Genomic DNA, 14,161 nt, shown 5'->3' with positions numbered 1-14,161 from the left:
TGATGCCGCCAATATAGCTTCATCATGGCCAAACGGCGACCGGCGCACTTTTTGCGCCTGATCAATTCCCTTCCGCGGCAAATACACGCATAATTTTCACAAACTGCAGGAGTGGAAATCACCCGCGTATCGTTTGGGAGGACAATATGACCACACAGGATGTGGCCCATCATCACGCAGATACCGGCAGCAATGGTGCTGCCAAGCCCGCCCCCGCCATCAACCGCGTCGCCATGGACGCGCCCTGGCGATGGCTGGCAGCAGGCTGGCGGGACATGTGGACCCGGCCTGGCCTGAGCCTTGGCTATGGCCTCGTCGCCGTAGGCGTATCCGCCGGTCTCGCCGCAGCGCTCTGGTACGCCGGGCTCTTCTCGCTGATCCTCGTGCTTGCGGCAGGCTTCCTCATTGTCGCCCCGCTCCTGGCCGTCGGCCTTTACGAGATGTCGCGCCGCCTGCAGGCTGGCGAGCCTGTCACCCGTGCCGACATCGCACTGGTTTCAACTGCGTCGCCGGTGCAACTCGCCTTTGTCGGCATCATCCTGATGCTCATGTTCCTTGCGTGGATCCGGGTCGCCACTCTCCTTTTCGCCATCTTCTTCGGCCTGGAGGCAATGCCGCCCTTCGAGCAGTTCTTCCCTGCCCTCATCCTGGAACCGCGCGGGCTGTCCCTCTTGGTCATCGGCACGATTGTCGGGGGGCTCATCGCGGCCGCGGTCTTCTCTGTAGCCGTCGTGTCGGTCCCGATGCTCCTTGAGCGGGATGTAGATGCCGTCACCGCCGTCCTCACCAGCCTCCGCTCGGTGCAGGAAAACTTCGGACCGATGGCCCTGTGGGCATGGCTGATCATGGTGCTGACCGTCTTCGGCATCGCCAGCCTGTTCGTCGGCCTCATCATCACCTTCCCCCTTGTCGGTCATGCCACCTGGCATGCCTACAAGGACGTGGTGGCCCCGGAGAGCGCACCTAAAGAACCTGCCTGATCCCACTCAGGACCAATTGCATAAAGAACGCGGGGCCCGGATGGATCCCCGCGTTTTTTGTTTACCGGCCGCAATCTGTCGACTTTCTACCGACTGTCACCCCCATCGCGTCCTGGCGGTGGGGCGTCATCATCGTCGTCGAAAAGGATTCGTTCTGCCGCCCCATCAAGATCATCGAACTGCCCGCTCTTCAGCGCCCATAGAAATGCCGCAAGGCCCAGAAGGCCAAGAAACAATGCGGCAGGGATGAGCAACGCCAGAACGTCCATCAGAGATCGTCTCCATCACTCTTCATGCCCACATGGCCGAGCCGCAAACGCAGCGCGTTGAGCGTCACGAGAATGGAAGAAGATGACATCGCCAGGGCTGCGATCAGCGGCGTGACGAAGCCGGCAACGGCAATCGGCACCGCTACCGCGTTGTATGCCAGCGACAACCCGAAATTCTCCAGTACCAGCTGACGGCTTCGGCCTGCCACATCAATGGCCGCGGTCACGGGAGCCAAGGCCTGCCCCTGGAAGACAAGGTCAGCCGCAGCCTGGCTCACATCCGCCCCCGTTGCAGGCGACATGGAAACATGAGCTGCTGCAAGAGCCGGCGCATCATTGAGCCCGTCACCCACCATCAGGACCTTGCGGCCATCGGACGCCATGGCCTCGAGCCGCGCGATCTTGTCCTGCGGCAGCAAGCCACCTTCGAAGGCCTCGATACCTGCCTGCCCCGCCATGGCCGCCACAGTGCCCGGGCGGTCGCCGGACAGAAGCACGACATCCAGGCCACGTAACCGTGCCCAGTCGATAACCGCTCCCGCGTCCCCACGCAGGGTGTCCGTGAAACCGAACCGCACCGGCGCGTCGTCTCCCGCCTGAAACCATATCTCCGGGCCAAGTGCTGCGTGGTCGGAGCTGCTTCCAGCACCGACGAACTCTGCACTCCCCAGCCGCGCCGGCACCCCGCCGACATCGCCCATCAGCCCCTGCCCCGGATGCTCGCTCACATCGGCCGCCGCCGGACCATCGCCTGCTGCCTGCGCGAGGGCTCGGCTCAGCGGATGCGTGCTCGCACGCGCCAGCTGTGCTGCCCGTTCCAACTGGTGCGGATCAACGCCATGCCTGTCCAGCGTGAGTGCGCCATGGGTGAGTGTGCCCGTCTTGTCGAAGACAATCGTGTCCACCTCGGCAAGCCGTTCCAGCGCGTCCGATGATTTGAGGAGTACCCCGCGCGACAGCAGTCTCCCGCTGGCAACCACATGTACCACCGGCACCGCCAAGCCGAGGGCGCAGGGACAGGTGATAATCAGGACGGCAATGGCAATCTTCAGGGCCTCGTCCCAGACAAGGCCGCCAGCCAGCCACCAGCCAATGAAGGTGGCCGCGGCCAGGATATGCACTGCCGGTGCATAGACCCGTGCAGCCCGGTCCGCGATCCGCACAAAGCTGTCGCGTCCCTGCTCGGCGGCTTCCATCAGCCGGACGATTTCGCTCAGCAGGGACTCGTCGTCGCCCGCTGTCACCTTCACCCGCAAGGGGCCACTGATGTTCAGCGTACCGGCAAAAACCTGCGTGCCGGGCGCTGCAGCCACAGGTGCTGTTTCCCCGGTGATCAGACTCGTATCGAGGTCCGACGCACCGTCGACGACAATTCCGTCAGCCGCAACCCGCTGCCCCGTGGCAACAGCGACCACCATCCCGGGCCGCAACGCCTCAACCGGCAGAGCACGCGCCACGCCATCATCACCTATGACGGTTGCCGCATCAGCCCGAAGCGCCAGAAGATTCTGGGCGGCCAGCGCGGCCCGCCCGCGCATCTTCATGTCCAGCGTCCTGCCGATCAGCAGGAAGAACAGCAGCATGATGCTGGCATCAAAATAGACATGCTTTGCCCCGGCGATTGTCTCCGCAAGGCTCATGCCTGCTGCCAGCAACACCGCCAGCGAGATCGGCACATCCATGTTCATGGCACCGGCCCGCAAGGCCCGCAGGGCGGACCGGAAGAATGGCCGCCCCGCATAGGCCACGGCAGGCATGGCGATGAGGCCGGAAATCCAGTGGAACATGTCGCGCGTCGCGTCTTCCATGCCACCGGAATGCCCGGCCCACACAGACACAGACAGCAGCATCACATTGGCCGCCGCAAACCCGGCGACGCCCATGCAGGTAATGAGTTCCTTCTCTTCGCGCGCCTGCTGGCTCTCCAGCGTCTTCGGATCATAGGGCCGCGCGCCATACCCGGCATCGACAATGGCCGATACGATCTGCCGCGGTCGCACCTGCGCAGGTGAAAAGGCCACGGTCAGCCGTTTGGTGGAAAGGTTCATGCGGCCATTGGTGACACCTGCAAGCCCGTTCACCGCCCGCTCGACCTTCTTTACGCAGCCGCCACAATGAACCCCGTCAACGACGAAGTGCACCACCGCGCCGCCATCGTCGAGCGCGCGGACATAGCTGTCGGGTATGTCGGGAACGTCCTGGCCGAGCCCGGCATCATCAGCGGACACATCGGTCATGAGGGTTGCCTTCCGCCTGCCCATACCCGTTTCTCGAGATAGTATGGAGTGTCCGTACCAGTATCGAGTTCGAGCCGCATTTCCCAATGCCCCCGCGCGGGCAGCCGGGCAATCCCTTCATAGTCGCCGGGTGCGGTTTCCGTGAGGTCCGTCACCACGTCCTCACCCTGAACCACCGGGCGCCAGAAGGTCACTGTGCCGCTGAAGCCTGCCAGCGCAGCGTCGCCGGCATCTCTTGCGGTAATCAGGACACGCACTTCCGCCCCGTCACCCGCCGCTTCAAAGGTTTCCTCGATGGAGACACCCCAACCCAATGCCTTCTGGGCTTCCGCCGCTGCAAGACGCTCATTGAAGTCGCGGCCTTCCTGGTAGGCATTCGGGGTCTCGATGCCTGAGAAAGTGGAGAGAGCGACATAGGTCATCACGCCATTGACCGCGAAGACGACGCCGAAGAACAGCACGAAGATGGCAAGCACATGCCACCCCGTCAGGCGAAAACCGCGCGTGTCTGCATTGCTCATGGTCAGTCCCGGCCTCTCGTCAGCATGCCAGTGTCACTCAGAAATCCGGCCCGCGGAAGGTGGTGTCATTCACCACCTGCTGGCCATCAGCACTATCCGTGATCACGAAACGGATGTCGGCCCGGCCATCCGACAGCGCATCCGCACCATCCGGCGGCAGAACCAGGAACAGCCGCACATTGCGCAGCCGATCAGGGGCAACCGGAACGGCCAGTTCCTTGAGACCACTCTCGGTGAGGGTTGACAGCGTCGCGCCGTCCAGACCTTCCACGCTCACCATGAACACGCGCTCTTCGTTGCGTTTGTTGAGGATCTTGACCTCATAGCCGTTGCGCACGGACCCGTCGGACAGCGTCACAAAGAGCGGATTGCGATCGCGCAGCACATTCACGTCCAGCGTCGAACGCGTCACCAGCACACCAAGCATCACAAAGCCAACCACCGCGATCAGCAGCGCATACAGCACCGTGCGCGGGCGGATCAGCCGCGTCCGCGCCTTCTCGCCCTTCGCCCGGCGCTCCTGGTTGTCGAAATTGTCGTAGGTGATCAGTCCACGCGGCCGGCCGATCTTGTCCATGATGTCATTGCAGGCATCAATGCACAGCGCACACTGGATGCACTCCAGCTGGTCACCATCACGAATGTCGATACCCATGGGACAGGCAACGACGCATTGCTTGCAATCGATGCAGTCGCCACGCCCTTCCCAACTCTCACCCTTGCGATGGGGGCCGCGCGGTTCACCCCGGTCCACGCGGTAGCTCACCAGAAAGGACTGGTCGTCCACCAGCGCACCCTGAATGCGCGGCCAGGGGCACATGTAAGTGCACACCTGCTCACGCGCGAGGCCGCCCAGCATGTAGGTGGTCACGGTGAAAACGCCGATAAAGAGATAAGCGACGGCCGGGGCTTCAAACGAGACAAGCTGCATCGCAAGCGTGGGCGCATCAGCAAAATAGAATACCCAGGCGCCGCCGGTCGCCACGGCAATCAGCAGCCAGATGCCGTGCTTCAACACCTTGCGTCCGAACTTGCCCGCGCTCATTGACTGCTTTTGAAGCCGTAGGCGCTTGTTGCGATCCCCTTCCACCATGCGTTCGACCATGATGAACAGATCGGTCCACACGGTCTGCGGACACGCATAGCCGCACCACACACGACCGAACATGGACGTCGCAAGGAACAATATGAGCGACGCCAGCACCAGCAGCCCGGTGATGAAGTAGATCTCCTGCGGCCAGATCTCGATGAAGAAGAAGTAGAAACGCCGCCCCGGCATGTCGAGCAGCACGGCCTGGTCTGGCGCATTGGGGCCGCGGTCCCACCGGATCCACGGCAGCAGATAATAGACGCCGAGGGCAACACTCATCATTGCCCATTTGAGATTACGGAAGGTGCCGTGCACCAGCTTGGGATGGATCGGCTGGCGCTTGGCATAAAGCGAGCGCTGCGATGAGGAGTTCACCGCCTCGACATCGTGCCGCTCAACCTTCTCATGAGCCCGTGCCGGGGAGGCTGCGCCGGACACATTGGCGGCGGCTTCCTGAGCGAGCTTCGAAAGCCCGTCCCCGGCTCCGCCGTCCATGCCTGCACCATTAGTCGCAATCTGGTCAGACGTCGTCATTCCTGCCCCTCCTAGCCGGGACACGCAGGCCGGTCCGCCTGCGGGTTATGTGTCACCCGCGCAGCGTCCGGTGCCGGACCTCCCCTCCGGCCATCCGCCTACGGATGGTTAGTCTCGCCCCCTCATTCACCGCCACCAAGCGAATGAACGTAGAGGGAAAGCTTGGCGATCGTCGCCTCATCCAGGCGCCCCTGCCAAGCGGGCATGACGCCGCGCCTACTGTGTGCAATTGACGCATAGAGGGTTTCTTCGTCGCCGCCATAGAGCCAGATGGCATCGGTCAGGTTCGGCGCACCGAGTTCCTGGTTGCCGACGCCGCCTTCCATGTGACAGGCAACGCACTGTGACGCGAAAATCTCACCGCCGCGTGCAGCGGCTTCGGCATTGCTCTCACGACCCGACAACGACAGCACATATTGCGTGGTATCGCTCACCTCAGCACTGCTCAGGATGCCGTCATCAAGAAACTTCGGCATGTCGTTCATGCGTGTTTCCTCATCGGCCGACCAGCGGATGCCATGGCGAATGGTTGCCTGGATATCGGCCAGTGTGCCGCCCCAGATCCAGGCGTCGTCATTGAGGTTCGGATAGCCCTTGAAGCCCTGGGCACCGCGACCGTGACACGGCGCACAGTTATCGCCGAATGCGCTTTCACCACCCGCCAGCGCCACTGAATGCAGCTCCGGATTGCCCGGCACATCCGCAAGGTCACCGGCGAGGATCTGATCGTCATAGACACGCAGAGCCGCCTGCGACTGTGCGATCTGCTCGGTCACCACGTCGCGTTGCGAGTAACCCAGCACGCCCTTGGTGTAGCTCGCAGCCAGCGGCCAGGCCGGATACAGGACCCAGTAGCCCACAGACCAGAGAATGCAGGCATAGAACGTCCACAGCCACCAGCGCGGCAACGGATTGTCCAGCTCGCGAATGCCGTCCCACTCGTGGCCGGTGGTCTCGACGCCCGTGTGCGCGTCCACATGGCCATGCTCGTCCGGGGCAGACTGATGCGTATTGTCGTTCATTTGGACGGCCTTTCCTTGCGAGGCATATCCCCTTTCGGGGCATCGTCTTCCAGCGGCAGCTGGGCTGCCCGGTCAAAGCGGTTGCGGTTTCCCGGCCACAGCGCATAGGCGATGACGCCGATGAACCCGATGAAGAGCATCACAAGGCCGATTGCGCCGCCGATGCCCCTGATTTCGTCATATCCCACGGGAGACCTCCCCTAGCGCAGGTTCTCGCCCTCGGCCTGATAGGCCGAGAAGTCGACCAGCGTGCCGAGCATCTGCATGTAGGCGATGAGTGCGTCGAGTTCGGAAATCATCTCCGGGTTGCCGTCGAAATCCCGAACCTGTGCCTTGGGATAGCGGGCGAGCATGGCGTCGTAGTCGCCCCACTCATCCACCTGTATCTCGAGATCAGCGCGGGCGTTCTCGACCATTTCATCCGTATAGGGAACGCCCACTGTGCGGTTGGCCCGCAGATGCGCCTCGATATCCGCATATTCAAGCGGCGTCTCCGCCAGGAACGGATAATTGGGCATGATGGATTCCGGCACCACGGCGCGCGGGTCCGCCATGTGGAGCACATGCCAGGCATCAGAGTACTTGCCGCCCAGGCGCGCAAGATCCGGCCCGGTGCGCTTGGACCCCCACTGGAAAGGATGGTCGTACATACTTTCCGCAGCCAGCGAGTAATGACCATAGCGCTCCACTTCGTCGCGCAGCGAGCGGATCATCTGGCTATGGCAATTGTAGCAGCCTTCCCGGATGTAGATGTTGCGGCCCGCAAGCTCCAGCGGGGAGTAGGGCCGCATGCCTTCAACCTCCTCGATCGTCGAATTGAGGAAGAAGAGCGGTGCGATCTGCACGATGCCGCCGATCGAGACCACCAGCAGGATGCCGATGGTCAGGATCAGGGAGTTGCGTTCAAGCGTAGCGTGGCTGAACAGTGACATTGGTTCTGGCCCTCCCTAGTGAGCCGGCGCCGCGACGAACTGGCCCTGCGGAGCGCGGCCAGCCGTTGCATCGAGCGGTTCGCTTTCGCGGATTTCGCCCTTGGCGGTCTTGTACAGATTGTAGGCCATGATCAGTGAGCCGATGACGAACAGGAGCCCGCCCAGCGCACGGATCACGTAGAAGGGATGCATCGCCTCCACCGTCTCCACGAAGGAGTATTCGAGGAAGCCGAGCTCGTCATAGGCGCGCCACATCAGGCCCTGCAGGATACCGGACACCCACATGGCGGTGATGTAGAGCACGATGCCGAGCGTCGCGATCCAGAAATGCCACTCGACCAGCGCAAGCGAGTAGAGCCGCTCGCGGCGCCACACCCACGGAGCCAGGCAGTAAAGCGCCCCGAAGGACACAAAGCCCACCCAGCCAAGGGCACCGGAATGCACGTGACCAATGGTCCAGTCCGTGTAGTGCGACAGGCCGTTGACGGCCTTAACGCTCATCAGCGGGCCTTCGAAGGTGGACATGCCGTAGAACGCCACCGACACGACGAGCATGCGGATCACAGGGTCGGTCCGCAGCCGGTCCCAGGCACCGGCCAGCGTCATCAGGCCGTTGATCATGCCGCCCCAGGACGGCATCCAAAGCATGATCGAGAAAGTCATGCCGAGGGTTTGCGCCCAGTCAGGCAGCGCCGTGAAGTGCAGGTGATGCGGACCGGCCCAGATATAGAGGAAGATCAGTGCCCAGAAATGGATGATCGACAGCCGGTAGGAATAGACAGGCCGTTCGGCGCGCTTGGGAATGAAGTAATACATCAACCCCAGGAAGCCGGCGGTCAGGAAGAAACCCACCGCGTTATGGCCATACCACCACTGGGTCATGGCGTCCTGCACGCCGGACATCAGGATGTAGGACTTGTCGCCCGTCAGCGACACCGGCACCGCCAGATTGTTGACGATGTGCAGCATGGCAATGGTGACGATGAAGGCGAGATAAAACCAGTTGGCCACATAGATGTGCGGCTCACGGCGCTTCCACAGGGTGCCCAGGAACACCAGCAGGTAAACCACCCACACGATGGTGAGCCAGAGGTCGATGTACCACTCCGGTTCCGCATATTCCTTCGACTGGGTGATGCCAAACACATAGCCGGTCGCCGCCAGCACGATGAAGAGCTGATAGCCCCAAAACACGAACCACGGCGCGATGTCGCCCGCCAGCCGCGCCTTACAGGTGCGCTGGACCACGTAGAACGACGTGGCGATCAGGATGTTGCCGCCGAACGCGAAAATCACGGCGGAGGTGTGAAGCGGGCGGAGGCGTCCGAAATTGAGTTCGGCAATGCCCGTCAGCAGCGTCGGATAGGCAAGCTGCAGGGCGATGACCAGACCCACCGCGAAGCCGACCACGCCCCAGAAGGTGGAAGCGATGACGCCCCACCGCACCACGGCATCATTGTACTGCACCCCGTCCGGCGCGCGCGGCGTCGGGCCACGCTTCAGGAAATCGAAGTGCCGGTCGCCGATCCACATGACCGCCAGGATGCAGAACAGAGTGATGAGGCCGCCATGCAGCATCATCGGCCCGGTCTTCGCACCGGAAATCACGAAGAGACCCAGAAAGGCCCCCAGAATGAACAGGCCAATGGCGCCCCACCCCATGGTGGTGAGCCGGCCGTCATCGGCCATCGGCGTCTGTGGTGAGTTGGTTTGGTTCATGACCCGCTGTAGCCCCGCATGAAAAGTCCTGCCTGCCCGCTACGGAAAACGGGCAGTCCGTCATGCCACGCTAAGTGCAGGATCGCCTTCCGCACAACATTGACTTCAGTCAAATGGGCGCTTCGGTCGCAGCGTCATTTCGCACCTGCGGCATCCTGTCGTGAGTCGCACTCCTTCCGGAGAAGGAGGCCAACTCCTTGATGCTCAATGGTTTAGCTGGAAATGCCTGATCAGCTCAGCCCGCAACACTCGCCGCTTGTTGCAGCGCAGCGCGAAATTGACGCACCTCATCTTCGGTCGTCTGAAAGGACGCAACGAGGCGAATGATGCCCTCCCGCGGTGCCCAGGGCACAAAAGCAACGCCTGAGTCGGCCAGCCGCCGGATCACCGTGACGTCTCCGAACCGCACAAACACTTCGTCCCCGTCGACCGGGTGCAGGAGATCTGCGCCCGGTGTTTCCGTGACCGCATCAGCGAGCAGGGTAGCCATGCGGTTGGCATGGCGCGCCAGCCGCAGCCACAGATCGTCTGCCACATAGGCTTCCAGCTGTGCTGACAGAAATCGCATTTTCGAAAGCAGATGCCCCCCGCGCATGCGGCGCTCCTCAAAGCCCGCCGCCAATGCAGGATCGAAGAAAATCGCAGCTTCCGCCGCCATCGCTCCGTTCTTGGTGGCGCCAAAGCTCAGCGCATCGATGCCGGCCTTCCAGGTGATATCAGCCGGGCTGCAACCAAGATGGGCAACCGCATTGGCAAACCGTGCCCCGTCCATATGGACCTTCAGACCCGTCTCATGGGCCAGCCCGGACAGTGCCGTCACGTCATCCACGCCATACACCGTGCCGGCCTCAGTTGCCTGGGTAAGGCTCAGGACGTGCGGCACGACGTGATGAACGTCTCCGCCGGGCATGGCATCGATGGCCATTTCCAGCGCCTGCCGTCCGATCCGTCCGTGTTCCCCGTCAACCGGCACGAGCTTGGCGCCACCTGAGTAGAACTCCGGAGCCCCGTTCTCATCCACGTTGATGTGAGCGTTCCGCTCACAGAAAACGGCGCCCCATGGCGGTGTCAGCGCAGCCAGGATCAGGGCATTCGCCGCAGTCCCCGTGGACACGGGGAAGGCCGTAACCTCATGCTCGAACAAATCCGAGAACAGACCATTGAGACGGCGGGTAATCTCATCCCGCCCATAGGCCCAGGCCGGCCCGTCATTGGCGCGCGCCAGGGCCTCCATGATTTCAGGAGCGACACCACTCGCATTGTCGGAAGAAAAATGCATGGGCGCGATGCTATGCGCCGCCCGCACTCCCGGTAAAGCGCCTGTCGATGAGATGATCGACCGAGAGCAGTCCCCCGCCCCGTGACAGGAGGAAAAGAAGGCCTGTGGCCCAGAGCAGGTGCAGGTTCCAGGCCCCCGGATAGACAAAAACCTGGATCACGGCCGTCATGACGAGCAATCCCAAGGCGGCAAAGCGCGTGCCAAGCCCCAACACCAGCATGATGGGAAACATGTGCTCAGCAATGGTGGCCATCACGGCCGCCCACTCATAGGGGATCACCGGCAGGGCATACTCATACTGAAACAGGAAATAGGTGCTCTCCTTGATGGAAAAGACGCCCTCAACCTTGGTGCGTGCTGACGTCCAGAAAACGCCGGCAAGTGCAACGCGCGCGGCAAGCGCCACAAGCCAGTCCGGCACGCGGGCAAGCAGGTCGTTGAACCGGCGGATCAGATCAAGATTGAAAGGCGCGGTGCGAGGGGTGGGTTCGGTCATCACACATTTCCGGAAGCATGCGCCGGAAGGAGTGCTCGCGCATCCTTCGGCAAGATGAAACTGCCAGCTGTCAGCAACTGGGCGAAAACCTGCTGGGGATCACAGTCCGGCTCTTCTTCGAATGCCGCGATCAACGCACGGCCGAGCGACATTCCGCCCTGGATTGCGCAGAGCAAACCAAAGGCACCCGGTGACACTCTCAGCACATGAACGTCGACACCTGGCCGCACAACGAACACGCGCTCATTCCTGTCGGCATCCGAGAAGGCCAGCTTCCCATCCCGATCAGGCTGATTGGCTTCCCAAATTCGCGATATGGGATAGGGGGACATCAGCAGGTGATGGGCGGGCACAAGACCAAGCACCAGCTTGTCGAGTTCCTTTTCGCCACGCACATCCGCATAGGCCTTGAGGTCCTCAGCAGTCGCAGGTGATGCATCGGGGCCGTGATAGACCCTGTGCCAGGCGTGCTCGAGGCGGGCAACGTCCGGCAGATAGGGCAATTGCCGAGCCGGTTCGAAGCTCACGAGAAAGCCGGCAAAGTCAGGGGCAAAGCCGATCAGCGAGGCCTGGGTCGGCATAGAACGATCCAGATAGGCACGCGCTGTCGCTTGAAAGAAATCATTGCCAACCAACCGCCGGCACACGGGATAAAGGGCTGCCAACGCATCGATCAGGCTCGATGCAACATTGTTCCGGTAAACATCCAGCCGCGCCCGTTGAGGCAGCGAGTCCGCGCCAAGTGCTGCGATATCAAGCATGGATTGCCCATTGTCGGGGTCACGCAGGGACGCTGCAAAGCGTGCCTGCAAATCAGAGAGGCGGGACATCGGATCAGGCTCCCCGCCCGGCAGCCTCAACTGCCCCCTCAGCACCTTGAAGGATCGACCGGGCCGTTTGGGCCTCGCGCTCCAGATCCGCCAATGGCGGCACATCCCGGTCCCACTCGATCGTCGTCGGCACAGGGCCGTTTTGCGCGATGACAGATCGATAGAGGTTCCAGACCTCCGACCCAGGTGCGCTGCCATGGTCATCTATCTTGAGATGTGCCGCCCCGCGCCTGTCATCCGCATGCCCCGCAAGATGGACTTCCCGCACAAGAACCATCGGGAAGGCATTAAGGTAGGAGCCGGCGTCGAATTTCAGATTATGGGCGCTTACAACAACATTGTTGATATCGAGCAACAGACCGCAGCCCGTACGCGCAGCCATCTCCGACAAAAACTCCGTCTCCGGAATATCGCTGACTTCGAATGCGAGATAGTTTGCCGGGTTCTCCACCAGAATCTGCCGCCCGAGCACATCCTGGGTCTGCGACACATGACGGCACACGGTGTTGAGCGCCTCATTGGTCAACGCCACTGGCAGCAGGTCATTGAAATAGGCCCCGCCACTGGCACACCAAGCCAGATGTTCTGAAACAAGCGCTGGTTCGTACCGGTCAATGAGGCCTTGCAGCCGCGCAAGGTGGTCCGCATCAAGCGCTCCGGCGCCACCCAACGACAGGCCGATCCCGTGGATGGACAAGGCATGCCGTTCACGAATGGCGGTAAGATAGCGGTGCGGTGCGCCGCCACAGCCGAAATAGTTCTCGGCGTGCACCTCGAAGTAATCCGTGTGCGCACCGTCGGACAGGATAGTGGCGTAATGGCTGGGTTTCAGCGAGATCCCGGCGGACGCCGGCAGCACGTCGTGCTGGGCAAAGGTCGAATGCCCGGATGATCCCAGCGGCTGGTCGGCGGCCCCTTGAGGGGGGACCGGGGCCATGCCGGCGGCGGACGGAGATGCCGCCTGCGCCGAGGGGGACGACGCAGCCCGAGCCAAATGTGTCGGAACCATCCGGGTCATTCTCAACTCACGCGCTGGGATTACGACGGAAGGCGTGAGTCGTTCGCTTCAAGCGTGCCGGTACCATGCGGAGTCTCCATGGAGGCACAGGTGCCGGCCGGGACCAGCTTCCACGCATTCGACTGGTAGTCGATCTTCGACGTCCCTGCGCAGGACGTGCCCGGACCGGCCGCGCAGTCGTTTTCACCCGCGAGCGCGACGCCGTAGCACTTCTCCATGCCTGCCGCGTCCGCAGCGGATGCCGATGAGGCAGACATGGTCAGCGCGGCGGCAAGTGCACCAGCGGCGGCGAGAGCGGCAGTGGATGCGTTCTTCATGAGTTCATTCCTCTAAAGATGACACTTTTCGGTGCTCCCCCACCGCGATCTCCAACGTCGGCGACAGAAGCTCAAAAGGGAACTCACGAAGCCGTCTCACCGTCTCAAACAGCTGTGAAGCCGCGTGGGCATGGCCGACATGCAGACCGAGGCACGTCTGTTTTCGGGCAAACACGCGTGCCGCGGGGCCTGGCCAACCGCCTTGCGGTTAGCCTCAATTTCGGGCTGGTGATTTGAGGGAGAGAAGCGCGCAAGGGGCTTGCCAACCGGACAAACGCGGCGGGGGACACCGCCGGTCAGCAAACGCCCTTGCGACACGGGAAGTCTTGCACAATCCCGGTTTTCTGCGGAAATCACGTCCCGCGTGAGCGTCATAAAAGCGATGTGAGACCGCGTGAGGACATGAGCTTGATTCTCCGCACCCCAATCATGGTTAATTCCCGTGAAGCTTTGACTCTGCTGGACTCTGCACGCCAAGTGATTCTGAGGGAGCCGGGCCTCTGGACTCCGTAGGGGCGTCAATAAAAAAGGTCACTATTCCTGACCTTGATTCTGAACCCCTCATTCTGGCACACTCCGCGCGCTCGGCAGGGCTTGGGGCGACGTATCGCGTTTCAGGCCCGCCTAGCATGGGCGAAGGGGGCCGCCGCCGGCAATGAGCGGCAGCCCGGGCTTAGATCCCCCGCAAAGGAGCGGGATCACTTCCGGGATACTCTCCCGTCCAAAGGCTCAGGTCTTCCTGGCCGGTTACCTGGCGAGCGACGCAACAGATGCTCCAGGAGCGGTCAGCGAGGGCCCCTAGGTCAATTCGCGATAAGGCGGCGTTCAGTCGGCCCGCGTCCTCTGATGCTCCGGTGTTCAACGGGGTGCCAATGCAGGAGACGGGTTGATCCGGTGACGCCGGATTGTCGTGCGGA

The 14,161-nt window shown here is 62.3% G+C and carries 14 protein-coding genes; 1 reads left to right on the top strand and 13 read right to left on the bottom strand.

Features of this window, described 5'->3' with window-relative positions:
• Positions 1-146 precede the first annotated feature (146 nt).
• Complete coding sequence (locus HG718_RS01515; RefSeq protein WP_160586739.1) at positions 147-980, top strand: DUF2189 domain-containing protein; 834 nt, start codon at positions 147-149, stop codon at positions 978-980.
• A gap of 86 nt (positions 981-1,066) precedes the next feature.
• Here HG718_RS01515 and ccoS read toward each other — a convergent pair whose 3' ends face one another.
• From ccoS to HG718_RS01450, 13 genes are all read right to left on the bottom strand, one after another.
• Positions 1,067-1,249, bottom strand: coding sequence for a cbb3-type cytochrome oxidase assembly protein CcoS (ccoS, locus tag HG718_RS01510; RefSeq protein ID WP_027838956.1), 183 nt, complete (start codon positions 1,247-1,249; stop codon positions 1,067-1,069).
• Positions 1,249-3,486, bottom strand: a complete 2,238-nt coding sequence (locus tag HG718_RS01505; protein ID WP_160586738.1) for a heavy metal translocating P-type ATPase — start codon at positions 3,484-3,486, stop codon at positions 1,249-1,251. Before HG718_RS01505 ends, ccoS begins: the two co-directional genes overlap by 1 nt.
• Positions 3,483-4,007 carry a FixH family protein gene (locus HG718_RS01500; protein WP_160586737.1) on the bottom strand — a complete coding sequence of 175 codons (525 nt, stop codon included), beginning with the start codon at positions 4,005-4,007 and terminating at the stop codon, positions 3,483-3,485. Before HG718_RS01500 ends, HG718_RS01505 begins: the two co-directional genes overlap by 4 nt.
• A 37-nt stretch (positions 4,008-4,044) precedes the next feature.
• On the bottom strand, positions 4,045-5,631 hold the full coding sequence (gene ccoG / locus HG718_RS01495; protein ID WP_244617582.1) for a cytochrome c oxidase accessory protein CcoG: 1,587 nt from the start codon (positions 5,629-5,631) through the stop codon (positions 4,045-4,047).
• Between the two features lie 122 nt (positions 5,632-5,753).
• Positions 5,754-6,653, bottom strand: coding sequence for a cytochrome-c oxidase, cbb3-type subunit III (gene ccoP, locus HG718_RS01490; RefSeq protein WP_160586736.1), 900 nt, complete (start codon positions 6,651-6,653; stop codon positions 5,754-5,756).
• Positions 6,650-6,841 (bottom strand): cbb3-type cytochrome oxidase subunit 3, encoded by a 192-nt coding sequence (locus HG718_RS01485; protein ID WP_036262412.1) that lies wholly within the window; start codon positions 6,839-6,841, stop codon positions 6,650-6,652. Before HG718_RS01485 ends, ccoP begins: the two co-directional genes overlap by 4 nt.
• Positions 6,842-6,853: 12 nt before the next feature.
• Entirely contained in the window at positions 6,854-7,585 is a 732-nt protein-coding gene (gene ccoO / locus HG718_RS01480) for a cytochrome-c oxidase, cbb3-type subunit II (RefSeq protein ID WP_027838954.1), read from the bottom strand.
• Between the two features lie 15 nt (positions 7,586-7,600).
• Positions 7,601-9,304, bottom strand: coding sequence for a cytochrome-c oxidase, cbb3-type subunit I (ccoN, locus tag HG718_RS01475; protein ID WP_244617581.1), 1,704 nt, complete (start codon positions 9,302-9,304; stop codon positions 7,601-7,603).
• A gap of 235 nt (positions 9,305-9,539) precedes the next feature.
• Positions 9,540-10,583: a threonine aldolase family protein gene (locus HG718_RS01470; protein ID WP_160586735.1), complete on the bottom strand. Its 1,044-nt coding sequence runs from the start codon at positions 10,581-10,583 to the stop codon at positions 9,540-9,542.
• Positions 10,584-10,593: 10 nt separating this feature from the next.
• Positions 10,594-11,079: a DoxX family protein gene (locus HG718_RS01465; protein ID WP_160586734.1), complete on the bottom strand. Its 486-nt coding sequence runs from the start codon at positions 11,077-11,079 to the stop codon at positions 10,594-10,596.
• Positions 11,079-11,909: an HvfC/BufC N-terminal domain-containing protein gene (locus tag HG718_RS01460; RefSeq protein WP_160586733.1), complete on the bottom strand. Its 831-nt coding sequence runs from the start codon at positions 11,907-11,909 to the stop codon at positions 11,079-11,081. Before HG718_RS01460 ends, HG718_RS01465 begins: the two co-directional genes overlap by 1 nt.
• A gap of 4 nt (positions 11,910-11,913) precedes the next feature.
• Positions 11,914-12,846: an MNIO family bufferin maturase gene (bufB, locus tag HG718_RS01455; protein WP_160586732.1), complete on the bottom strand. Its 933-nt coding sequence runs from the start codon at positions 12,844-12,846 to the stop codon at positions 11,914-11,916.
• Between the two features lie 101 nt (positions 12,847-12,947).
• Positions 12,948-13,244, bottom strand: a complete 297-nt coding sequence (locus HG718_RS01450) for a BufA1 family periplasmic bufferin-type metallophore (RefSeq protein WP_160586731.1) — start codon at positions 13,242-13,244, stop codon at positions 12,948-12,950.
• Between the last annotated feature and the right edge of the window lie 917 nt (positions 13,245-14,161).

The sequence above is a fragment of the Pyruvatibacter mobilis genome (assembly GCF_012848855.1).
GTDB lineage: Bacteria > Pseudomonadota > Alphaproteobacteria > CGMCC-115125 > CGMCC-115125 > Pyruvatibacter > Pyruvatibacter mobilis.
The sequence above is the reverse complement of the archived record's forward strand: the minus strand, read 5'-3'. Positions and strand labels throughout refer to the sequence as shown.